Annotated in this window: 18 protein-coding genes; 8 read left to right on the forward strand and 10 right to left on the reverse strand. The window is 61.2% G+C overall.

Features of this window, described 5'->3' with window-relative positions:
• Window positions 1-157 precede the first annotated feature (157 nt).
• Window positions 158-661, forward strand: a complete 504-nt coding sequence (locus tag WIN67_RS20045) for a peptidylprolyl isomerase (protein ID WP_016965727.1) — start codon at window positions 158-160, stop codon at window positions 659-661.
• Window positions 658-1,410, forward strand: a complete 753-nt coding sequence (lpxH, locus tag WIN67_RS20050) for a UDP-2,3-diacylglucosamine diphosphatase (RefSeq protein WP_339069935.1) — start codon at window positions 658-660, stop codon at window positions 1,408-1,410. Before WIN67_RS20045 ends, lpxH begins: the two co-directional genes overlap by 4 nt.
• A 159-nt stretch (window positions 1,411-1,569) precedes the next feature.
• On the opposite strand, the gene WIN67_RS20055 is transcribed toward lpxH, so the two are convergent.
• The 7 genes from WIN67_RS20055 to WIN67_RS20085 all read right to left on the reverse strand — a co-directional run bounded on the left by WIN67_RS20055 (window position 1,570) and on the right by WIN67_RS20085 (window position 12,646).
• Window positions 1,570-3,099 (reverse strand): DHA2 family efflux MFS transporter permease subunit, encoded by a 1,530-nt coding sequence (locus WIN67_RS20055; RefSeq protein ID WP_102864707.1) that lies wholly within the window; start codon window positions 3,097-3,099, stop codon window positions 1,570-1,572.
• A gap of 68 nt (window positions 3,100-3,167) precedes the next feature.
• Window positions 3,168-4,367: an HlyD family efflux transporter periplasmic adaptor subunit gene (locus WIN67_RS20060; RefSeq protein WP_102881794.1), complete on the reverse strand. Its 1,200-nt coding sequence runs from the start codon at window positions 4,365-4,367 to the stop codon at window positions 3,168-3,170.
• Window positions 4,368-4,382: 15 nt separating this feature from the next.
• The gene (locus WIN67_RS20065; protein WP_170003881.1) at window positions 4,383-5,852 is read right to left on the reverse strand and encodes an efflux transporter outer membrane subunit; all 1,470 of its coding nucleotides are present in this window, start codon (window positions 5,850-5,852) and stop codon (window positions 4,383-4,385) included.
• On the reverse strand, window positions 5,849-6,322 hold the full coding sequence (locus WIN67_RS20070; protein ID WP_102864704.1) for a MarR family winged helix-turn-helix transcriptional regulator: 474 nt from the start codon (window positions 6,320-6,322) through the stop codon (window positions 5,849-5,851). Before WIN67_RS20070 ends, WIN67_RS20065 begins: the two co-directional genes overlap by 4 nt.
• Window positions 6,323-6,528: 206 nt before the next feature.
• Entirely contained in the window at window positions 6,529-10,206 is a 3,678-nt protein-coding gene (locus WIN67_RS20075) for a translocation/assembly module TamB domain-containing protein (RefSeq protein ID WP_339069936.1), read from the reverse strand.
• The gene (locus WIN67_RS20080) at window positions 10,203-11,930 is read right to left on the reverse strand and encodes an autotransporter assembly complex family protein (protein WP_339069937.1); all 1,728 of its coding nucleotides are present in this window, start codon (window positions 11,928-11,930) and stop codon (window positions 10,203-10,205) included. Before WIN67_RS20080 ends, WIN67_RS20075 begins: the two co-directional genes overlap by 4 nt.
• A 65-nt stretch (window positions 11,931-11,995) precedes the next feature.
• Window positions 11,996-12,646: a GNAT family N-acetyltransferase gene (locus WIN67_RS20085; RefSeq protein ID WP_213665656.1), complete on the reverse strand. Its 651-nt coding sequence runs from the start codon at window positions 12,644-12,646 to the stop codon at window positions 11,996-11,998.
• A 175-nt stretch (window positions 12,647-12,821) separates the two neighbouring features.
• Here WIN67_RS20085 and xthA point away from each other — a divergent pair, with 175 nt between their 5' ends.
• A complete protein-coding gene (xthA, locus tag WIN67_RS20090; protein ID WP_102881798.1) occupies window positions 12,822-13,634 on the forward strand; it encodes an exodeoxyribonuclease III in 813 nt (270 codons plus the stop codon).
• A 48-nt stretch (window positions 13,635-13,682) separates the two neighbouring features.
• Here the strand turns inward: xthA and WIN67_RS20095 are convergent, their stop codons facing one another.
• Window positions 13,683-14,015 (reverse strand): DUF1508 domain-containing protein, encoded by a 333-nt coding sequence (locus WIN67_RS20095; RefSeq protein WP_339069938.1) that lies wholly within the window; start codon window positions 14,013-14,015, stop codon window positions 13,683-13,685.
• A gap of 292 nt (window positions 14,016-14,307) precedes the next feature.
• Here WIN67_RS20095 and WIN67_RS20100 point away from each other — a divergent pair, with 292 nt between their 5' ends.
• Entirely contained in the window at window positions 14,308-15,690 is a 1,383-nt protein-coding gene (locus WIN67_RS20100) for a phosphate ABC transporter substrate-binding/OmpA family protein (RefSeq protein WP_339069939.1), read from the forward strand.
• 55 nt (window positions 15,691-15,745) lie between these two features.
• Here WIN67_RS20100 and WIN67_RS20105 read toward each other — a convergent pair whose 3' ends face one another.
• Complete coding sequence (locus WIN67_RS20105) at window positions 15,746-16,975, reverse strand: acyl-CoA dehydrogenase (RefSeq protein WP_102881801.1); 1,230 nt, start codon at window positions 16,973-16,975, stop codon at window positions 15,746-15,748.
• Window positions 16,976-17,155: 180 nt separating this feature from the next.
• On the opposite strand from WIN67_RS20105, the gene WIN67_RS20110 reads away from it, so the two are divergent.
• The 3 genes from WIN67_RS20110 (at window position 17,156) to WIN67_RS20120 (ending at window position 19,582) form a co-directional block, all read left to right on the forward strand.
• A complete protein-coding gene (locus WIN67_RS20110; protein ID WP_102864697.1) occupies window positions 17,156-18,091 on the forward strand; it encodes a LysR family transcriptional regulator in 936 nt (311 codons plus the stop codon).
• A 124-nt stretch (window positions 18,092-18,215) separates the two neighbouring features.
• On the forward strand, window positions 18,216-18,620 hold the full coding sequence (locus WIN67_RS20115; RefSeq protein ID WP_102864696.1) for a MerR family transcriptional regulator: 405 nt from the start codon (window positions 18,216-18,218) through the stop codon (window positions 18,618-18,620).
• 62 nt (window positions 18,621-18,682) lie between these two features.
• Complete coding sequence (locus WIN67_RS20120) at window positions 18,683-19,582, forward strand: hydroxymethylglutaryl-CoA lyase (RefSeq protein ID WP_339069940.1); 900 nt, start codon at window positions 18,683-18,685, stop codon at window positions 19,580-19,582.
• 621 nt (window positions 19,583-20,203) lie between these two features.
• Here WIN67_RS20120 and WIN67_RS20125 read toward each other — a convergent pair.
• Window positions 20,204-21,907, reverse strand: a complete 1,704-nt coding sequence (locus tag WIN67_RS20125) for an AMP-binding protein (protein WP_170003891.1) — start codon at window positions 21,905-21,907, stop codon at window positions 20,204-20,206.
• 228 nt (window positions 21,908-22,135) lie between these two features.
• Here WIN67_RS20125 and WIN67_RS20130 point away from each other — a divergent pair, with 228 nt between their 5' ends.
• Window positions 22,136-23,299: an isovaleryl-CoA dehydrogenase gene (locus WIN67_RS20130; protein WP_102864693.1), complete on the forward strand. Its 1,164-nt coding sequence runs from the start codon at window positions 22,136-22,138 to the stop codon at window positions 23,297-23,299.
• The last annotated feature ends 47 nt before the right edge of the window (window positions 23,300-23,346 follow it).

The raw sequence follows: 23,346 nt of genomic DNA on the forward strand, positions 1-23,346 counted from the left end.
TAATAGCGTGCAAGTGAAAAAACAGCCTCGAAATTCATGGCGGTCACGCTAAACTGCGCTCCTTGGCTGCAGGATGGCCAAATCGGTGCGGACCGCATGCGTGCCCCGCTACCCAGGATTTTCTTGAAAACGCTTCTCCTTATAAAGAGTACCGACCATGACCCAAGTCAAACTGACCACCAACCACGGCGAGATCGTGCTGGAATTGAACGCCGAGAAAGCCCCGTTGACCGTGGCCAACTTCGTCGAATACGTGAAAGCCGGGCACTACGAGAACACCGTGTTTCACCGCGTCATCGGTAACTTCATGATCCAGGGCGGCGGCTTCGAACCTGGCATGAAAGAAAAGAAAGACAAGCGTCCAAGCATCCAGAACGAAGCGGACAACGGCCTTTCCAACGACAAGTACACCGTCGCCATGGCCCGTACCATGGAGCCGCATTCGGCCTCCGCGCAGTTCTTCATCAACGTCGCCGACAACAGCTTCCTCAACCACAGCGGCAAGACCGTTCAAGGCTGGGGCTACGCAGTATTCGGTAAAGTGATCGCCGGCACTGAAGTGGTCGACAAGATCAAAGGCGTGGCCACCACCATGAAATCCGGCCACCAGGACGTACCCGCAGAAGACGTGATCATCGAGAAAGCCGAGATCATTGAGTGATACTGCTGATTTCAGATTTGCATCTGGAAGAGGAACGCCCGGACATTACCCGGGCGTTTCTGGATTTACTCGGTGGGCGCGCCCGCGCCGCCGAGGCGCTGTACATCCTCGGGGACTTCTTCGAGGTATGGATCGGCGACGATGCCATGACCCCCTACCAGCTTTCCATTTGCCAGGCACTGCGCGAACTCAGCGACAGCGGCACGCAGGTCTTCCTGATGCACGGCAATCGCGACTTCATGCTCGGCCAGGCCTTTTGCAAGGCAGCCGGCGCCACCCTGCTCAAGGACCCCAGCGTCGTCGACTTCTACGGTGAGCCGGTACTGCTGATGCACGGCGACAGCCTGTGCACCCGCGACGAAGCCTACATGCGCATGCGTCGTTACCTGCGCAACCCGTTGAGCCTGTGGATTCTGCGGCATCTGCCCTTGCGCACCCGGCGCAAGCTGGCGCGCAAGCTGCGCAACGAAAGCCGCGCCCAGACGCGCATGAAAGCCAACGACATTGTCGATGTGACCCCGGACGAAATACCGCGGGTCATGCGCGAACATGGAGTGGGCACCCTGGTTCATGGCCATACCCACCGCCCGGCGATTCACAAGTTGCAGATTGGCCAACAGGCCGCCAAACGCATCGTGCTGGGGGATTGGGATCGACAGGGCTGGGCATTGCAGGTGGACGAGCAAGGCTTTCAGTTGGCGGCGTTCGATTTCGCACCGACTCAGTTGGCACTGCCCGGTTCGCCTTGAATTTCGCGTCTTTCGCTGGCAAGCCAGCTCCTACAACGTTTCCACGACCGTAGGAGTCGGCTTGCCGACGAAGAGGGCCTCGGGCCTTGCATCAGCCTTGGGGACGCCTTCGCTGGCAAGCCATCGCCTACAAGGGAGCTGGTTTACCGGCGAAGGGCATCAATGCCCCGCCGACGCCGGGCCGGCCTTGGCGGCAAACGGTGGCTTGGCCAGCCACACCAACAGAATCAGGCCCATGAAGCCCCAGCCCAGCAAGGTGAAATAGTCCACGGTCGAGAGCATGTACGCCTGGCTGGTGAGCACTTGGTCCAACTGCGCGTAGGCTTGGGTGCTGGCACCGCCGAGGTTGTTCAACGCATCCCGGGTGACCGGATCGAAGATGCTCATGCTTTCGCTCATGTAGGCATGGTGCTGATCCGCCCGACGAATCCAGATCCAGGTCGTCAGCGACGCCGCAAAGCTACCCCCCAGCGTCCGCAGGAAGGTCGCCAGGCCAGCGCCGTCGGCGATCTGGTGCGGCGGCAGGTCGGACATCAGGATGCTCAGGGTCGGCATGAAGAACAGCGCCACGCCAATCCCCATGAACAGCTGCACCAGGGCGATGTGCTGGAAGTCCACCTCATTGGTGAATCCGGCACGCATGAAGCAGCTCAGGCCAATGGCCAGGAACGCCAGGCCAGCCAGCAGGCGCAGGTCGAACTTGTGGGCGTACTTGCCGACAAAGGGCGACATCAGCACCGGCAAAATGCCAATCGGTGCCACGGCCAGACCGGCCCAAGTGGCGGTGTAGCCCATCTGGGTCTGCAACCATTGCGGCAGGATCAGGTTGATCCCGAAGAACCCGGCGTAACCGCCCACCAGCACGATGGTGCCGATGCGGAAGTTGCGATGGGCGAACAGCCGCAAGTTGACCACCGGATGCCGATCCGTCATTTCCCAGATCACGAACACCGCCAGGGCAATCACCGAGATCAGCGTGCCGGCGATGATGAAGTTGGACTCGAACCAGTCCAGGTCGTTGCCCTTGTCGAGGACGATCTGCAAGGCACCGACCCCGACGATCAGGCTCAGCAGGCCGATATAGTCCATCGGCTGGCGACTGGTCACCACCGGTCGCGCCTTCAATTGCTGCTGAACCACCCAGGCAGCAAACAGGCCGATCGGCACATTGATAAAGAAGATCCACGGCCAGCTGTAGCTGTCGGTAATCCAGCCACCGAGTATCGGCCCGGCAATCGGCGCCACCACCGTGACCATGGCCAGCAGCGCCAGGGCCATCCCCCTCTTCGCGGGCGGGTAGACGGCAATCAGCAGGGTCTGGGTCATGGGATACAGGGGACCTGCTACCACCCCTTGCAGCACCCGAAAGCCAACAAGCTCGGGCATCGAGGTGGAAATACCGCAGAGAAACGAGGCCAGCACAAACAGCAGGGTGGCCCAGATAAACAGCTTCACTTCACCGAAACGCCGGCTCAGCCAGCCGGTCAGTGGCAAGGCAATGGCGTTGCTCACGGCGAACGAGGTAATGACCCAGGTGCCCTGCTCCGAACTCACCCCGAGGTTGCCAGAGATGGTCGGCAACGCCACGTTGGCGATGGTGGTATCGAGCACCTGCATGAAGGTCGCCAGTGACAGGCCGATGGTGCTCAGCAGCAGGCTGGGAGGCGTGAAAGACGCGTTATTGCTCATCGCGAATCCTTAGGAACTGGGCTGGCACCCTGGTCTCTAGACGACACCAGGGTTGACGGATTGGCGAATCAGCGCTGGGCCGTCTTGCCGATGGTCGCGCTGTTGTCGTGGATCAGACGGGCGATCAGGGCATCGGCCTCGCCCAACTGACGGTCATAGACGTTGGTGCTGAAGGAAGCCTTTTGCGGTGGTTGCTGGGCCAGTACCGGGCCGCTCTGATCCCGCAGGTTGACGTTCACCAGGGTCGACAGGCCGACCCGCAGCGGGTGCTTGGCCAGCTCATCGGCATTGATGTGGATACGCACCGGCACACGCTGCACGATCTTGATCCAGTTACCGGTGGCGTTCTGCGCCGGCAACAGGGCAAAGGCGCTACCGGTGCCGGCGCCGAGACTATCGATGGTGCCGCTGTACTTCACATCGCTGCCATAGATGTCGGCCTCGATGTCTACCGGCTGGCCAATGCGCATGTCACGCAGCTGGGTTTCCTTGAAGTTGGCGTCGATCCACAGCTGGTCCAGGGGAATCACCGCCATCAGTGCAGTGCCCGGCTGGACCCGCTGGCCCAGTTGCACGGTGCGCTTGGCCACATAGCCGGTCACTGGCGCAATCAGCGTGCTGCGGGCGTTGTTCAGGTAGGCCTGGCGCAACTGTGCGGCCGCGGCCTGCACATCCGGGTGATTGGAGACTACGGTGTCGTCCACCAGGGCATTGGTGGTGTTGAGCTGCTGCTGGGCGTTGGCCAGGGCATTTTGCGCCGAGGTCAGGTCATCACGAGCGTGGGACAGTTCCTCCTGGGAAATCGCTCCGCTGGCCGCGAGGTTCTTGCGGCGATTGAAGTTGTCCTGGGCTTTCTGCACTTCGGCCTTCTGCGCCGCCACTTGGGCCCGCATGCCATCAACGTTGCTGTACAAGCCGCGCACCTGGCGTACGGTGCGGGCCAGATTGGCCTCGGCACTTTGCAGGCCGACCTGGGCATCGTTGGGGTCGAAGTTGATCAGCACCTGGCCCTCATGCACCAGATCGCCATCGTCGGCGCCGATGCTGACCACCGTGCCGGTGACCAGCGGGGTGATCTCCACGACGTTGCCGTTGACATAGGCATCGTCGGTGCTTTCATTCCAGCGCCCATAAAGTTCGTGCCAGGCGAACACGCCCAGACCGCCGAGAATGACGATGGCCGTCAGCCCCAGCAGCATGACTTTGCGCTTGCGGGAGTTACCGGCGTCCGGGGTGTTTTCGGTTGCTTGAGTGTCGGCAGTGGCCATGACAAATACCTCGAATTATTTAGTCTGAGGAGCTGGGGCTGGGTCGGCCGAAGCCAGGTTCTGGGCACCGAAGCCGCCCCCCAACGCCTGCATCAATTGAATCGACAGATCGATCTGCTGAGCATTCAGCGTGGCCAGCTGGCGCTGGGCCTGCAGCAGTTGCTGCTCAATGCTCAGCACGTCCAGGTAGTTGCCGATCCCGGAGCCGAAACGCTGGACCACGGTGTTGTAAGAGTCCTGAGCGATGTCGGTGGCGTGCTGCTGGGCGACGATCTGCCGTCCGATTTCCCGCAGTTGGGAGATGCTGTCGCTGACATCCCCCAGGGCAGCCACCAGGGTCTTGTTGTATTGCGCGACTGCCAGGTCGTAGTCGGCATCCCGGGCGTCCAGGTCAGCCCGCAGCCGCCCGCCGTCGAAAATCGGCAGCGAGACGGTCGGCGCGATACTGAAGAAGCGACTGGCGGAACCGAACAGCGCATCCCCCAGCAACGCCTCGGTGCCCGCTCGCGCACTGAGGTTGAGGTTGGGGTAGAAACGGGTCTTGCTGGCATCGATGTTCTTGCTCGCCGCTTCCACCCGCCAGCGAGCCGCCACCAGATCAGGCCGGCGCCCCAGCAGTTCAGCGGGCAGCGTCGAAGGCAGGGCTACGGCGCTGGCTTGCAGGACCTTGGGCCGGGAGATGTCATCGGCCCGATCCGGACCCTTGCCGAGCAACACGGCCAAGGCGATCTTCGCGCTCTGCAATTGCTTCTCGGCGTCGATCAGGCTGGCCTGGGAGCTGGCCTCCAGACTTTCGGTCTGCTGGTACTGGTACTGACTGTCGATCCCGGAGTCCAGGCGACGGCGACTCAGGTCGAGCATCTGCCGGGTACGCTTGAGGTCCTCGTTCGCCAGGTCGTACACGATATGCGCACGCCCCAGGTCGCTGTAGGCACGCGCTACATCGGCGGCCAGGGTCAGACTCGCTGCCTGGCGGTCGACTTCAGCGGCTCGGGCCTGCCCCAGCGCTGCTTCCCAGGCCGCGCGCTGCCCCCCCCAGAGATCGAAGTTGTAATTGAAGCTGGCGCCAATGTTGCGCACCGTGGAATAGGCCCCGCCCTGCCCCAGCGGGTCCTGGTCACGGGCCAGGCGCGAGCGGCTGATACCGGCACTGGCATCCAGGGTCGGCATCCGCTCGGCATCCGCGGCATAGGCCGCAGCATTGGCCTGATGGGCACGGGCACTGGCGATCTGCATGTCCGGGCTGTCCCGCAGGGCTTCCTGGATCAGCCCGTCAAGCTGGGTATCGCCCAGGCTTTTCCACCAGTCACTTTGTGGCCAGGCTGCCGGCGACAAAGTCACACCGTTGAGAGACTGTCCCGCTGCGAGGCTTTTCGCCTCAAGGCTTACGCCGGAGGTATCCAGGCCGCTGTAATTGGCACAACCGGCCAGACTCATGGCCAACAGCACCAGGCTGAGGCGGGTACGCGAGGTTTTACTGCTCATTTTTCACCTAAACGCAGGATGGTGATCGGGTCACCGGCAGCCAGCAAAATTTTCTTGAGAATCTGCTCAAGGGTGCGCAACTCCTCGGGAGAGATGGCACCCGCCAACTGGTTCATTGCATTGGCACCGATGTAAGGCAGCCGATCAGCAAGCTTGCGACCTTCCTCGGTCAGCACCAGGCGCACCTGGCGCCGGTCGTCCTCCGAGCGTTGACGCGCCAGGAAGTCCTTCTGCTGCAGGCGGTCGAGCATGCGGGTCATCGAACCGCTGTCCAGGGACAGGTGGCGGCACAATTCGGCCGGGGTATCGACGCCGAACTGGGCCATGATGATCAGCACCTTGAACTGCGCGGCAGTGATGCCGTGGGGCTCCATGTGGGTGTCAATGATCCGGTCCTTGAGCAGGGCGGCACGCCCCAGCAGCAAGCCGAGATGGCAATTGTGAAAGTCGTCGGGTTTGAAATGCTTCATCTGACCACCAGTTAGCTGCCTAGGCAGAGAGTGTGTGTCGAGATATTACTGCCTAGGCAGCCAATGTCAACGCAGTGATTAGCTTGCTGTTTATTTGGTTGATCAACGGCGCAGCGCCGCCGGTTTGAAAACCGGCGGGTGCCTTGTTCGATCAGGGAGAGGTGGCGTGGACAAGAAGGGGGCCATGCCCCCTTTGGCAGCGAGCCTTAGAAGTCGCGCTTGTAGAAGATGTCCAGGGAGCTGGCAAAGCCGCTGGCCGCTTCCAGGTAGACCTTCTTGCTCAGTTTGTAGCGCAAGGCAATGGTGCTGGCAGGTTCGAACACCCCGACGCCATAACGCAGGCTGAGTTTCTCGGAAATATTGCCGCTGGCCACCACGCTGGTGCTGTTGCCACTGCCCTGGGTATCGAGCTGGAAGTCCTGGATGCCCAGGTTCTTGGCAATGCCGCCGGTAAGCTCGGCACTGCCCATCAACCCCAGGCCCAGGGCGGCCTGGGCCAGCATGTTGTTGTCTTCACCGGTGGAGCTCAGCGGCCGCCCCAGTACCAGGTAGGACAAGGCCTGTTCCTGACTCATGGCCGGTTCGGAGAAGATCTGTGTCGCCGGTTGCTCGGCGCTACCACTCAGGCGGATGCCGGCAATCACGTCGTCGGTCTGGCGCACCGCCTCGATATCCAGGTACGGCTGGTCGATGGGGCCGGCAAACAGCAACCGTGCACGACGCACCGTCAGGCGCTGGCCATAGGCCCGGTAACGACCGTCGTTGAGCCACAGCTCGCCGCGGGTATCCATGTTGTCGCCAATGTGCACATGCCCCCGCAGGTTGGCGGTAAGGCCGAACCCGGCAAAGCTGAGCTTGTCCTGGCCCACCTCCACATCGATGTTCATCGCCATGGCCATGGGCTTCTTACCCTCGTCGGTCTGCTGGCCGACGATGACCGTGTCATCGGAAACCTTGACCGTCGAGGGCGGCAATTCGCGTACGGTGATCTGCCCCTTGGGGATCAGCACCTTGCCGTCGATTGCCAGCTTGTCGTCTTGCAGTGAGATCTTCAGGTCCGGAGCCATTTCCAGCGCGGCATAGGGCTCGACAGTGACGGGCAACTGCGTGCCCTTGAGGCTCAGGTCCACCGCCAAGGCTCGCCCCCAGGCGATATTGCCATTGAGGTTGCCCTGCCCGGCCTTGCCGCTTTTCCAGCCGCCGTTGAGTTGCACGCTCTCGCCCATGATCTGCGCGCTCAATTGCAAGTCTTCAAGGCTGATGGGCAGCTCGGAACCAGAGACCTCTCCGCCACTGAGTTGCAGATTGCCGTTGACCTGAGGCGCCAACAGCCCGCCAGACAAGCGTCCACTGCCGTTCAGGTTGCCACTGAGTCTCTCCACCATGGGCACAAACGGCCGTGCCACGGACAGATCCAGACCACTGAGGCGGAACTCCCCGGACAACGGTTTGCTTTTGGGCAACGGATTGATCTGTGCCTGGACCATCAGTTCGCCCAACTTGCCGCCGTCGAACTGCAGCTGGGTATCGATGCGCCGCGGGTTGAGGCGGGTATCGAGCTTCAACGCCTGATAGGGGAAGTCCAGCCATTGGCCCTTGTCCTTGACCCGCAGGGTGCCACCACTGGCATCCAGCAGGATCTGGCCTTTGGGACCGCTGGCCGGCAGGTCCAACTGTACCTCGGCATTGAGCATGCCCTTCCAGGCGAAATCCTTGGGCAGCCATTGAGCCAGGCTGTCGATGGGGAAACGCTTGAGGTGATAACGCAGCTTCGGATCGGGCATCAATCGCTGGTCTTCGCCACACAGACTGGCATCGCCGCTGGTCCAGCAATGGGCGCCAAAGTTGAGGGTGCCATTGGCCAAACGCTCCAGCTTCGCCGGGTTCTGCAGTTTCCAGTCCTGGCCGCCGGTCTGTACATCGCCACTGGCCAGGCGCCCCCGCCAGTTGCCCTGATCCAGCACGCCATCCAGCCCCAGGGCCAGTTTCAACAGTGGGCCTTGCAGGTCCAGTTGCAGTTTCTGTTTCTTGATATCGCCCTGGCCGGCCAGGGTCAGGGTGCCAAGCTGGGTGTCTCCCGCCTGAATCCCACTGCCCTTGAGATCCACCTGGGCCTGTTGTGCGCCGTCGAGAGTCGCCCCCAGCTTGAGGCTTTGCAGGCGGTTGTCGACAAAGGCCAGTTGCTGCCCCGAGAGGTCCACCTTGCCCTGTGGCGCCTTGAGCGTGCCTGCCAGATCTACCCGGCCATTGAGTTGCCCGCGCAACTGCGGCCATAGCTGGCCCAGACGCGGCAGCTTGATGTCCAGCTGGCCGGCGATTTTCTGCTGCAGGCTACCGGAGCCATTGATGCGGTTGTCCCCCAGGCGGATATCCAGGGCACTCAGGTTCCACTGCTCCCCTGCTCCGTCGGCCTTGGCCAGCAGCACGGCCGGCTGCCCCCGCAGGCGCCCCTTGAGGTCGAGGTCGGCTGTGACCTTGAGCTGTTCGTTCTTCATTTCCCCCTGGCTGCGCAAGGGGCCGGCCAGGGTACCGGGCAACTCGGCCAGCCAATAGGCCGGGTTGATGGCCGACAGTTCCAGCGCCGTATCCCAGGCCACACCGTCGGCAAATTGCAGGTTCAGGTGCCCCTGGGCCTTGCCTTGTCCAGCCGTGAGCTGGAATTGCGGCAGGAAGATCTTGCTCAGGTCGCCGCTGAAGGGACTGCTCAAGCTGAAGGCGCCTGCCGGGCCATCCAGGTCACCCTTGAAATTGCCCAGGTAGTTGCCATCCCGGTAGGCCACTTCTGCATTGAAGCTGCGCAGCGCCACGGCCGGTTCTTCGATCAATGGATAAAGGCGATGCCAGGGGAAATCCAGCCAGGCAAGCTTGGCCTCGGCCGAAAAGCCTTGGCTCCAATCAAGCTGACCGCTGAGATTGAGGCTCTGCTTGTCGTTGGCTCGCAGGTCCAGCGTGGCGATCTGCGCGCCCTTGGCGTCGACCTTGCCTTGCAACAGCAGAGCCACCGGCCCTTGCTCCGCCGGCAGACTGGCCTTGCCGTCGAGCTGATAGCCGTTTTTCAAGTCCCCCTTGCCGGTCAGTTCCAACTGATCCAGTTGCAGGGTGTCCGGCAAGTCGGCGCTGGCCTTGAAGCCACTGGCAATGATCCGCACTTGCGCCGGCAGGTTCTCCACCAGAGGTTGCAGCTCACCGCTCAACTGCCCTTGCAGATAGCCACTGCTGTCGGCCTTGAGTTTCAGGGTCTTGAGCAGATCGCCTTCGACCTGCATAGCCAGGGCCCAAGGAGCACCGCCAGGAGCGGGCAAGCCGAGGGTGCCCTGAGCCGTCAGGGGCCAGTCGCCACTGGGTTGCAACAGGCCGGACAGGTCGAGGCTCAGGTCATCGCGCTGCAGGTGCACCGAGTCGATCTGCAAGCCCTGAGCGGTCCAGTGCGCCGCCAGTTGCAGCCCCTTGAGTTCTTCACTGCCGTTGAACAACAAGCGGCCGACCCGTACCTGTCCCAGCTCGATGGCCACGGGCAGACGCAGTTCCGGCAGGCTGATGGGCCCTGTGCTTTCTTCGGTATCGTTGCTGGGAGCGAACTGAAGGCTGACCTGATCGGCCTCCAACTGCTCAATGCACAGGGTCATGCGCAACAGGCAGGCAGGAGACCAGGCAAATTTCACCGAATCGAGCTCGACCTGGCTGCCGTCCTGCTGCCAGAGCAGATGGTCTGTGCTCCATTGGCCACCCAGATGGCCCTGGAAATTGTCCAGGGTCAGCCCCGGCACCAGGCCCAGTGCCCAGCGGCTGCCGGCCTGGGTCCCCAGCACCGTGGTCAAGGCCAGAAGGGTCAGGATCACCAGCGCAAGAATCGCCAGCAGCGTTATCTTCAAGGTGCGCTTCAAAGCTCTGGCCCCATGGAAAAGTGCAAGCGAATCCCACCGTCGTCATTCATCGCGTGGGCCAGGTCGACCCGGATCGGCCCTACCGGCGACACCCAGCGCAGCCCCACACCAACCCCGGTCTTGAGGTTCGGTAGCTCCAGTTTGTTGAACGAGTTGCCCTGATCGACAAAGGTCGCGATCCGCCATTTCTCGGCAATGGAGTACTGATACTCAACACTGCCAGCCACCATGTAACGCCCGCCGATGCGATCCCCTTCGGAGTTCTTCGGGGACAGGGTCTGGTAGTCGTAACCACGCACGCTCTGGTCGCCACCGGCGAAGAAGCGCAAGGACGGCGGAATGGACTTGTAACCGTTGGTGGCGCTGCCTCCAAACTGCACACGCCCCAGAAAGCGGTGATTGTCCCAGGCCGTGGTCAGGCCTTTGAGCAGGACCGTTCCGTACAACAGGTTGGTGTCGGAGCCCACGCCTTCCTTGGCCAGCTTGGTATCGAATTGAATGCGATAACCATTGTGCGGATCGATACGATTGTCGCTGCGCAGGTAGGAATAGGTCAGGCCAGGCATCAGCAGATTACTCAGGCCCGAGTCGTCCCCAAGGCGATACTCCTCACGTTGATACTTCAGCGAGACCACGCGCTGCCAGCCGCTGGGCAACTTGCTGTGCCACTCGGGGCCCACTGTGAGCAGCTTACTCAGGGTATCGGTGCCGGAGATTTCTTCATTCTGATAACCACCGGCGAAGCGCAGCTTGTCGGTCAGCGGCGGGTCCAGGGGAATGTCGTACCACAGGCCGACGTTCTGCCGGGGCGCCGAGACTTCGGCCTCCCAGCCATAACTGTGACCCTGGGGATTGACCCAGTGCCGGGTCCAGTTGGCCTTGACCCGGGGGCCGACGTCGGTGGAGTAACCCAGGCCAAGCCCCATGGTCCGGGGCTTGCGGGTTTCCAGCCGGACCGCCACTGGAATCACCTCGTGCTCGGCAGCCGTGGGCGCGGCATCGACCCGCACGCCCTCGAAATAGCCGCTGGACTGTAGCGCCTGGTTGAGTTCGGCAATCAGCTCGGAGTCGTAGGGGGCGCCGCTCTTGAAGGGCACCATGCGCCGCAACAGGTCTTCGTCGAACAAAGAATCCCCGGTGAAGCTGACCTTGCCCAGGGCGTAACGCGGACCGCTGTCATACACCAGTTCGATGTCCGCCACCCCGGCCAGAGGGTCTACCGACAATTGCTGGCGGGTAAAACGCCCGCTGAAAAAACCGTAGCGCGAGGCCTGGTTCTGGATCAGGCGCTTGGCATCTTCGTAACGGCCATGATTGAGCACAGCGCCAGGCTTGAGCTGGTCACTGTCAGGGGTGCGGAAGGACTTGAGGGACGCTGCCGGGCCTTCGACCCGGATCGTCACGTTGCGCAGATGCACCGGTTCACCGGGGTCGATACGCAACAACAGGCGGGGTTTCTCGCCGCCGCGCACTTCGCTTTCGATACGGGGCTGGTAGTAGCCCAATGCCTGGGCGGCTTTCTTCGCCTGCTCCTCGGCGCCCCGGCTGAATCGCAGCAGGGCTTCTTCATCGCGATCACCGACACCGCCAATGTAACCTTCCACATTGGCTTTCAGCTCGTCATTGGCGGGCTTTACCCTGACATCCAATTCGCTCTGCGCCAGCGCCGCAAAGCTTGTGAACAACAGCAAAAAGCCGCTGGTAAATCTTCCTGGAAACTTCATAGGCGCGGATGCTATCACGAGCTTGGGGGGGCGATAGAGCGCTCAAGTGCTGGGAAAGTTCTATATCAGGCTGTTGCTCTTTGTAAGAGTTGCGGGTTCGGATGAAAGAATACGTGCTCGCGGACCGGCCCTACCGCGATCTCTCCAATCTCTTCATAACCCTGGCGTTTATAGAACTCCAGATAGCGCGGATTACCCGTATCCAGCACCACGCCCTGGGAATGCTCATCCACAGCACACCAATTGTGCACCGCCTCCAGCAACTGTTCGCCGAAATGCTGTCCCTGGAATTGCGGGTGCACGCCTAGCAACGGCAACACATGGACCGCATCGCCGGGCAGGCAGGCCTGCACCGACTCGTGGTACTCCAGATAGCGCCGCGTGCAACGAAACCCGGTACTGAGCACCATGCGCAGCCGCCAGGCCCAGCTTTCGGTAATGCCCAGGCGGCGTTGCGGTGGAGCGATCAGGGCAATGCCGATCAAGCGGTCGTTGACCAGTAGGCCGATGGCCGGTAGGTCTTGCAGAAAATGCTGTTTCACCAGCTCACGCACCGTGGCCCGCACCCGCTGTTCATAACCGGCACGCTCGGATTCGAAAATGAAACCGAAGGTCGGCTCATGGCGATAGGCCTGGTACAGCAGCGACCGCGCTTCACGGGAATAGCCGCTGTCGAGCATATGGATATCGGCGATGGCGTTGGCGGTATCAGGCATGTCGGTCACTCTCCCCTAGGCCCGGCTCGAATGGCCGCACTCTTGTTATTACGAACCTGGCGCGGCGCTGATCGTTCCCACGCTCAAGGACATTAGCAGCGCATTCGCGGGGCTGCCATGCTGGTCGACCCGGGCGTAGTCAGCTAGCATCGCTGTTTTGCCAGGACCGCCGACCATGAAGATCGTCTCGTTCAATATCAACGGGCTGCGCGCCCGCCCCCATCAGCTGGCGGCGCTGATCGACAAACACCAGCCGGACGTGATCGGCCTGCAGGAAACCAAGGTCGCCGACGAGCAGTTTCCCCTCGCCGACGTCCAGGCCCTGGGCTACCACGTGCACTACCACGGCCAGAAGGGCCATTACGGTGTCGCCCTGCTCTCGCGCCAGGCACCACTGGCCGTGCATAAAGGCTTCGAGGGCGATGACGAAGACGCCCAGCGGCGTTTTATCTGGGGTACTTTCGCCGATGCCAACGGCACGCCGGTGACCATCATGAACGGCTACTTCCCCCAAGGTGAAAGCCGCGACCATCCCACCAAGTTCCCGGCCAAGGAACGCTTCTACAGCGACCTGCAGCACCTGCTGGAAAATCGCTTTAGCAACGACCAGCCCCTGGTGGTCATGGGTGACGTGAATATTTCCCCGGAAGACTGCGACATCGGCATCGGCGCCGAAAATGCCAAGCGCTGGCTCAAGACCGGCAAATGCAGCTTCCTGCCGGAAGAGCGCGAGTGGATGGCACGCCTGAAGAACTGGGGTCTAGTAGACAGCTTCCGTCACCTGAACCCCGAGGTGAACGATCGCTTCAGCTGGTTCGACTACCGCAGTCGCGGCTTCGAGGACGAACCCAAGCGTGGCCTGCGCATCGATCTGATCATGGCATCCCAGGGGCTGCTGCCCCGGGTCAAGGACGCCGGCGTCGACTATGAACTGCGGGGCATGGAAAAGCCCTCTGACCATGCGCCGATCTGGCTCGAGTTGAGCTGATTCACAGGCACAAAAAAGCCCATCGCAAGATGGGCTTTTTACTACCGCTTACATGTGGACCACTTCAACCCGCTCAGTGGTGCCGGCTGCTGCAATGGCGCTGATGGCGCTTTCAAGTGTGGCTTCCGAATCGTACAAGTGGCTGACCAGAATCACTTCCTTGCCAGACTTGAGCTTGAAAAAAGGTTTACCGCCCGATGAAATTTTCTTGACGTAACGCTCGGGAGAAGAGCAGTGTGCGCGGAACAGGCCGAGAGCCGCCTCGGCACTGTCCCGGCAAGGGAATCGGTCGCTTTGAAGCATGGTCTGCGCCTCCTTTGTCTTCAGCAAGAATCTGCATGCACCACTGCCATACTGCTTCAGCTCGAACCAAGCACTCATTTGTAACTCCTTTGCTTACTACGAAATAGCAGCACAACACTGCCGGGGCATCTGCGGGGGGATGACGCGTTGGCAGTCGCCCCAATCCCCGCCAGACAAAGTTGCCAACTCTACGCAGCCTCCGAAGACTGGTCTTTAGGAAAATTCTCAAAAAATCTAGAGAAAACAGCTATTTACGATGTAGGACTTTCGCCATTTATCGCCAGAAAGTGCCGCCCGTCACATACCTGTCACCTCCCTGACTTAATCTCGCCAGCACTCTCCTCTTTCTCAATAGAAGGCCAGTGCCGCCATGCCCCGCGCTTCCACCGTCAGTGAACGAGATATCTGGTGCCGGACCATCAGCCTGTTTCTGATCGGCTTTGTTTGCTATGCCCTGCCTTGGTCGGTGTTTGCCGCCTTGCCCCTGGCGCCCGACAATGCCGCCGTGCTGCGTATCCAGGGCTCCAACACCATCGGCGCCCAGCTTGGCCCGGCGCTGGTCAAGGGCTTGCTTGAACAACAGGGTCTGCACAACGTCAGGATCGAGGGCGGTGGCAAGGACAATGAGAAACGCGTTCTAGGACAGAGCGCCCAAGGTCGGACAGTCAGAGTGGACGTTGCCGCCCACGGTTCGAGTACCGGCTTTAGCGCACTGAAAAACGCCCAGGCCGATATTGCGGCCGCCTCCCGACCGATCAAGGACAGCGAACTGGTGGAGCTGGAAAGCCTGGGAGACCTGAAAAGCCCTGGCGCCGAACAGGTCATCGCCATCGACGGTCTGGCAATCATCCTTCATCCGCGCAATCCGCTGAGCCAGCTAAGCACCGAGCAACTGGCCCGCCTGTTCAGTGGCGAGATCAAGACCTGGGAAGAACTGGGGAGCACGGGCGGGCCGGTCCACCTGTATGCCCGGGATGATCAGTCCGGCACCTACGACACCTTCAAGGAGCTGGTCCTCAGCCGTCGCGGCAAGGCGTTGAACCCGGCGGCCAAGCGTTTCGAATCCAGCGAACAGCTGTCTGACGCGGTGAGCCGGGACCCTCAAGGCATCGGCTTCATCGGCTTGCCCTACGTACGCCAGGCCAAGGCCGTGGCGATTATCGACGGTGACTCCCAACCCATGCCGCCCCTCAACAGTCTGATCGCCACTGAGGACTACCCACTGTCGCGGCGTCTGTACCTGTACTTGCCGCCCAATGGGCAGAACCCCTGGGCGGACGCCCTGGTGAGTTTTGCCCAGAGCGCCAAAGGCCAGGCCATCGTCGCTTCCAACGGCTTTGTCGCCCAGACCGTGCAAGCCATGCGGGTAACGCCCAGCCCACAGATGCCAAAGGCCTACCAGCAACTGAGCCGGGACGCGCAACGCCTGAGCGTGAACTTTCGCTTCGAGGAGGGCAGCGCCAATCTGGACAACAAGGCACGCCAGGACCTGAATCGCGTCCTGGATTACCTGCGCCAGCACGGCAAGATGAACCGGCACGTCACTCTGGCCGGATTCGGGGATGCCAAGAGCGACCCGGCACGCGCTGCACTGCTGTCCAAGCTGCGGGCCATGACAGTGCGCAGGGAACTGGTGAAAAGCGGCGTGGTGTTTCGCGAGATCCGCGGTTTCGGCGCTGAGCTGCCAGTGGCGGCCAACAACGCCGACGAGGGCCGGATCAAGAACCGGCGCGTAGAAGTCTGGGTGTACTGAATACACAGCAATCGGCCTGCCACAGGCGTCGCCCGGCAGGCCGGCTGCATGATCATCAATGGCTGCTGCGCAGCATTTCCTTCGGCACATACTTGCCGATTTCGTACTTGCCAATGGCCGCGCGGTGTACTTCATCCGGGCCATCGGCCAGGCGCAAGGTGCGCTGCATGGCGTACATGTAGGCCAATGGGAAGTCATTGGATACCCCGGCCCCACCGTGAATCTGGATCGCCCGGTCGATCACCCGCAGGGCCACATTCGGCGCCACCACCTTGATCTGGGCAATCTCGCTCTTGGCCACTTTGTTACCCACGGTGTCCATCATGTAGGCCGCCTTGAGGGTCAGCAGCCGAGCCATGTCGATCTCCATCCGCGAGTCGGCGATCTTGTCGATATTGCCCCCCAGGCGAGCCAGCGGTTTGCCGAACGCAGTGCGATTCACCGCACGCTTGCACATCAATTCCAGCGCCCGCTCGGCCATGCCAATGGAACGCATGCAGTGGTGAATGCGGCCCGGGCCGAGGCGGCCCTGGGCAATCTCGAAACCACGCCCCTCTCCCAGCAGCACGTTCTCATAAGGTACGCGGACGTTGTCGAACAACACTTCGGCGTGACCATGCGGCGCATCGTCGTAGCCAAACACCGGCAGTGGACGGACGATCTTCACCCCGGGGGTATCCACCGGCACCAGGATCATCGAGTGCTGCTGATGACGCGGCGCATCCGGATTGCTCAGGCCCATGAAGATCAGAATCTTGCAACGCGGATCACAGGCGCCCGAGGTCCACCACTTCTTGCCGTTGATGACCCACTGATCGCCGTCGCGCACCGCGCGGGCCGCCATGTTGGTGGCGTCGGAGGAAGCCACATCCGGCTCGGTCATGGCGAACGCGGAGCGGATCTCGCCACGCAGCAGCGGCTCCAGCCAGCGCTGCTTCTGTTCTTCGCTGGCATAACGCACCAGCACTTCCATGTTGCCGGTATCCGGCGCCGAGCAGTTGAACGGCTCGGGACCCAGCAGCGATCGGCCCATGATCTCCGCCAGTGGCGCATATTCAAGGTTGGTCAGGCCGGCCCCCAGTTCCGACTCAGGCAGAAACAAATTCCACAGACCTTCAGCCTTGGCCTTGAGTTTGAGCTCTTCCATGATGGCGGTCGGCTGCCAACGATCACCTTCGGCAACCTGACGCTCGAAGACCGCTTCAGCCGGATAAACATAGGCATCCATGAACGCGGTGACGCGCTCACGCAGCTCTTGAACCTTGGGGGAATAGGCGAATTCCATGGGCAGTTCTACCTTTGTGAAGAACGGGTGTTGGGGGACTGAAATCGATGCTAGATCAGCTACGAAAATTTACCTAGCCTATTCTCGGCGTGTATTAACATTCATCACCGATATATGATCGGCTGATCCGAAAGGCCTCCGAGCCTCCCTCACAGGCCCTAACAATAAGAGTGCAGCGCCATGAATCTGAGCAAGGTCGACCTCAACCTCTTCATCGTTTTCGACGCGATCTACACCGAAGCCAACCTGACCCGCGCCGGGCAGATCGTCGGCATCACCCAACCGGCGGTGTCCAACGCACTGGCGCGTCTGCGCGAGACCTTCAATGATCCGCTGTTCGTCAGGACCGCCCAGGGCATGGTGCCCACCCCCATGGCACAGAACATCATCGGCCCGGTGCGCAATGCATTGTCACTGCTGCGGGTTTCAGTCCAGGAAAGTCGGATTTTCAACCCTCTGCAAGCGGTCAAGACCTACCGCATCAGCATGACCGACCTGACCGAGGCTGTGATCCTGCCCCCCCTGTTCCAACGCCTGCGTCGCCTGGCACCGGCGGTGATCATCGAGAGTTTCCTCTCCAAGCGCCGGGAGACCACCAAGGAACTGGCAGCCGGGCGCCTGGACTTTGCCGTGGACGCCCCCCTCAACACCGACCCCCAGGTGCGCCACGTCAAGCTCATGGAAGACCGTTACGTGTGCGCCATGCGCAAGGGCCACCCCCTGGCCGGCAAGGAAAAGTTCACCCTGGACGACTACCTGTCCCTGACCCACATCCATATTTCCAGCCGTCGCAGCGGCCTGGGCCATGTCGACCTGGCGCTGGGCAAGATGGGCATCCAGCGCAAGATCACCCTGCGCTCCCAGCACTACCTGATGGCTTCACAAGTGTTGCAACAAACCGACATGGTCATGACCGTCCCGGAACGTTTTGCCCGACGCCATGACCTGCAGGCCTTCAATCTGCCGGTCAATGATGTACCACCGGTGGAAACCCACCTCTATTGGCACGAAAGCACCGACCAGGACCCGGCTAACCGTTGGATGCGCGAACAGATGATCGAGTTGTGCCAACAGGTGACCGCCCACGAAAAGAAACTCGACCAGCAGACAGCCTGACCCCTTCGCCGGCAAGCCCTCACTGTAGGAGCCGGCTTGCCGGCGAACGGGATCGACGCGGATTGCTTGACGTATACGTAAACCTGCCTTTAGCTTAGCGCCAAGTCCCACCTTGAGCGCCTCCATGAGCAGCCAGACCTACAGCATCTCCGACCTCGCCCGCGAGCTCGACATCACCACCCGGGCCATACGCTTCTATGAAGAGCAGGGCCTGCTGGCCCCTGAGCGTCGCGGCCAGGAACGCATCTACTCCCCTCGGGACAAAGTCAGTCTGAAGCTGATCCTGCGAGGCAAGCGCATCGGCTTTTCCCTGGCCGAATGCCGTGAACTCATCGAGCTCTACGACCCCAGCAGCGGCAACCTGAAGCAGTTGCACAGCATGCTGGCGAAAATCGGCGAGCGCCGTGAGCAGCTCGAACAGCAGTTGCTCGACATCGAACAGATGAAGCTGGAACTGGACACCGCCGAAGAGCGCTGCACCCAGGCGCTGGAACAAACCATCCAGAACCAGAAAAGCACCGCACAATAATCCTTGGGACACCTGCGCCGCTCGCGCCGGCATCCGCCCTCACTCATAGAAGGTGAACCTGAATGTCACTCCCCAGCCATGTACGCCTGATCGAAGTGGGCCCCCGCGACGGTCTGCAGAACGAAGCCCAGCCCATCAGCGTCGAGGACAAGGTGCAATTGGTCGATGCCCTGACGGCGGCAGGCCTGGGCTATATAGAAGTCGGCAGTTTCGTCTCGCCCAAGTGGGTACCGCAGATGGCCGGTTCGGCCGAGGTCTTCGCCCGCATCCAGCGCAAGCCGGGGGTGGTCTACGGCGCGCTGGCGCCGAACCTGCGGGGCTTCGAAGACGCCCTGGCGGCGGGGGTCAAGGAAGTCGCGGTGTTCGCCGCCGCATCGGAGTCCTTCTCCCAGCGCAACATCAACTGCTCCATCAGCGAAAGCCTGCAGCGCTTCGTGCCGATCATGGAGACCGCCAAGCAGCATGACGTCAGCGTGCGCGGGTATGTGTCCTGTGTGCTGGGCTGCCCTTACGAAGGTGAGGTAGCCCCGGAGCAAGTGGCCCTGGTGGCCCGTGAGCTGTACGCCATGGGCTGCTACGAAGTGTCCTTGGGCGACACCATCGGCACCGGCACCGCCGGCGCCACCCGCAGAATGTTCGAAGTGGTGGGCGCCCAGGTGCCACGGGAGAAGCTCGCCGGCCACTTCCACGACACTTATGGCCAAGCCCTGGCCAACGTCTACGCCAGTCTGCTGGAGGGCATCGCGGTGTTCGACAGTTCGATCGCCGGCCTCGGCGGCTGCCCCTATGCCAAGGGCGCTAGCGGTAACGTTGCTACCGAGGATGTGCTGTACCTGCTCAACGGCCTGGGCATACACAGCGGTATCGACATGGATCGCCTGATCGATGCTGGCCGGCAGATCTGCACGGTGCTGGGCCGCCCCAGCGGTTCTCGTGTGGCCAAGGCACGTAGCGCCGGGTGAGCCAATGTGCGGCCGGGTGTTACCGGCCGCTCTAAACGGTGGCGGGAACGAGTAACACGGAAACAGTTTGTCGATTTTATTGCGATGCAGATTGTCCTACAAAAACATCAAGCTGTTGATTTTAAAGGACTTTAAAAAGTTGGCACGGCTTCTGCTATCTCTATGGCATAACAAGAATAAAAAGCAGCAAACCTAATAAAAATAAGACGTAACGACTCTGACATAACAAAAACAACACGGCAGAGACGCAGCTAACAGATTTTTTTGGAGAGGATGTGATGTGCAGGAGGGCTTGCAAGAGCCACCCGCAACCGGTCAGAGAACAATAAAACTACCCTGAGGTAGCTCCCGAACTGGTTGGATCGCCCTGGCGACACGTTAGATCAGCGCTCAAAAAAATACGTTTGCTCTTGATCCCGGATGGGGATCGCCAAAAACAGCGGTAAAGGGCCACGGTTGCCAAAAACAACAATAGACCGCCCCTCAATAATAAAAAAAGAGCACGCAACGACAAATTAAAGGGGAGCTTCGGCTCCCCTTTGTGCTTTCTGCGATTTAGCTTTTGCCTGCCCTTCTCGCCCATAAAGCGTGCACCCGTCCAGATGCACGCTCCAGCAATGCTCACACCCTGCTCACCTGCTCGCGCAACTCCTCGATGCTGATTTCGCGCATGCGGAATTTCTGGATCTTGCCGGTTACCGTCATCGGAAACTCCTCGACAAACTTGAAGTAACGCGGCGTCTTGAAGTGGGCGATGCGCTCCTTGCACCAGGCCTGCAGCTCGACTTCATTGGCGCAATGCCCGGGATGAAACTTGATCCAGGCGACGATTTCCTCACCGTACCTGGCGCAGGGAATGCCGATCACCTGTACATCGGCCACGGCGGGATGGGTGAAGAAAAACTCTTCCAGCTCCCTCGGGTAAATATTCTCGCCACCGCGGATGATCATGTCCTTGTTGCGCCCGGCAATGCACACATAACCCTGCTCGTTCATGGTGGCCAGGTCGCCGGTGTGCATCCAGCCCGCCTGATCAATGGATTCACTGGTGCCCTGGGGATTGTTCCAGTAACCGAGCATGACGCTGTAACCCCGGGTGCAGAGTTCACCGATGGTGCCTCGGGGCACCAGATTGCCGGCCTCGTCGATGATCTTGCTCTCCAGGTGCGGCTGGGTACGGCCCACGGTGGTGACCCGCAACTCCAGATCGTCGGCAGGACCGGTCTGCAACGACACCGGACTGGTCTCCGTCATGCCGTAGGCGATCTGCACCTCGCTCATGTGCATCTCGCTGATGACCCGGCGCATCACCTCGATCGGACAAGTGGCACCGGCCATGATCCCGGTACGCAGGCTCGACAGGTCGAACTCACCACGCCTGGGCTGGTCGAGCATGGCGATGAACATCGTGGGCACCCCATACAAGCCGGTAGCCCGCTCCTCGGCCACGGTACTGAGGGTCAGCAACGGGTCGAAGGCATCGTTGGGGTAGATCATGGTGGTGCCGTGGGTGATACAGCCCAGGTTGCCCATGACCATGCCGAAGCAGTGATACAGCGGCACCGGGATCACCAGCCGATCTGCCGCGGTCAGGCCCAGGCTCTCTCCCACCATGTAACCGTTATTGAGGATGTTGTAATGACTCAGGGTCGCACCCTTGGGGAAACCGGTGGTGCCGGAGGTGTACTGGATATTCACCGGCTGATCGAAATCCAGGCTGTCCTGGCGCGCCTGCAATTGCTCGGCGGTGGCTCCAGCGGCCAGGGCCGTCAGTTGCGACCAGGGCAGAAAGCCGGAGGGCGGCTGGACATCCAGGCTGATCACTCCACGCAACTCCGGCAGGCACTCACAGTGCAATTGACCGATGGATTGCTCCGCCAACTCGGGGATCAGCCCCTGCAGCATGCCGTGGTAGTCAGAGGTCTTGAAGGCTCCGGCGCAGATCAGCCACTGGCAGCCGGACTGCTTGAGCACATATTCCAGCTCGGAACTGCGATAGGCCGGGTTGATGTTCACCAGGATCGCGCCGATCTTGGCACTGGCAAATTGGGCGATGCACCACTGGGCGCAGTTGGGGGCCCAGATCCCCAGTCGATCCCCCGTCTTCAGCCCCAAGGCCAGCAGCGCCCTGGCATGCAGGTCGACTGCCTCGCGCAGTTGCTGCCAGCTGTAGCGCAACTGCTGATGACGCACCACCAGGGCTTCCCCCTGGGGATAGGCAGCGACGGTGTTGTCGAAGGCCTGACCGATGGTCAGCGCCAGCAATGGCTTGTCTTGCGTACCACGGGTGTAACTGCGATCCGGCTGGAAACCCGAGTGTTCCATGACGACCCCTATTGTCTTTATTAGTGGGTGTTCAGGAGCCTGGCCGATGGTGCGAAAAAGCCTGGCTCCAATCGAAAGCCCTGCTACTCTGGCGCAAGTTGACGTTTACGTAAAGGGCGATTGACAGCCTTCGGTCGCAGGTTTACGTTAACGTAAAGGTGAGAGCTAGACAGCGCCGCTCTCTGCAGCCCATTCCCTCAATAAAAACAAGTTTGAAGGTGCCCCGCCATGAGTTACCCGACCCTGAACTTCGCCCTCGGTGAAACCATTGACATGCTGCGCCAACAGGTCCAGGCCTTCGTCAAGGCGGAACTGGCTCCTCGGGCGGCACAGATCGATGTCGACAACCTGTTCCCCGCCGACATGTGGCGCAAGTTCGGCGACATGGGTCTCTTGGGCATTACCGTAGCGGAAGAATACGGCGGCGCCGGGCTGGGTTACCTGGCCCACGTGGTGGCCATGGAAGAGATCAGCCGCGGCTCCGCCTCGGTGGCACTGTCCTATGGTGCCCACTCCAACCTCTGCGTGAACCAGATCAACCGCAACGGCAACCATGAGCAAAAGAGCAAATACCTGCCCAAGCTGATCAGCGGCGAACACATTGGCGCCCTGGCCATGAGCGAACCCAACGCCGGCTCCGACGTGGTGTCGATGAAGCTGCGCGCCGACAAGCGCGGTGACCACTTCGTCCTCAACGGCAGCAAGACCTGGATCACCAACGGCCCCGACGCCAACACCTACGTGATCTACGCCAAGACCGACCTGGAAAAGGGCCCCCACGGCATCACCGCCTTCATCGTCGAGCGTGACTGGAAAGGCTTCAGCCGCAGCAACAAGTTCGACAAGCTGGGCATGCGCGGCTCCAACACTTGCGAGCTGTTCTTCGATGACGTGGAAGTGCCGGAGGAAAACATCCTCGGCGTGCTCAACGGCGGGGTCAAAGTGCTGATGAGCGGCCTGGACTACGAGCGCGTAGTGCTCTCCGGCGGCCCGACCGGGATCATGCAAGCCTGCATGGACCTGGTGGTGCCCTACATCCACGACCGCAAACAGTTCGGTCAGAGCATCGGCGAGTTCCAGTTGATCCAGGGCAAGATCGCCGACATGTACACCCAGCTCAACGCCAGCCGCGCCTACCTGTACGCCGTGGCCCAGGCCTGTGAGCGTGGCGAAACCACCCGCAAGGACGCCGCCGGGGTGATTCTCTACAGCGCCGAACGTGCCACCCAGATGGCCCTGGATGCGATCCAGATCCTTGGCGGCAACGGCTACATCAACGAATTTCCCGCGGGCCGCCTGCTGCGTGACGCCAAGCTCTACGAAATCGGCGCCGGCACCAGCGAAATCCGCCGCATGCTGATCGGTCGCGAACTGTTCAACGAAACCAAGTAAGAGCAGCCGCAAGTTGCGAGCTACGAGCGGCAAGCCAAAGCTGCCGT

Source organism: Pseudomonas idahonensis, assembly GCF_037903935.1.
In the GTDB taxonomy this organism is placed as follows: Bacteria; Pseudomonadota; Gammaproteobacteria; order Pseudomonadales; family Pseudomonadaceae; genus Aquipseudomonas; species Aquipseudomonas danubii.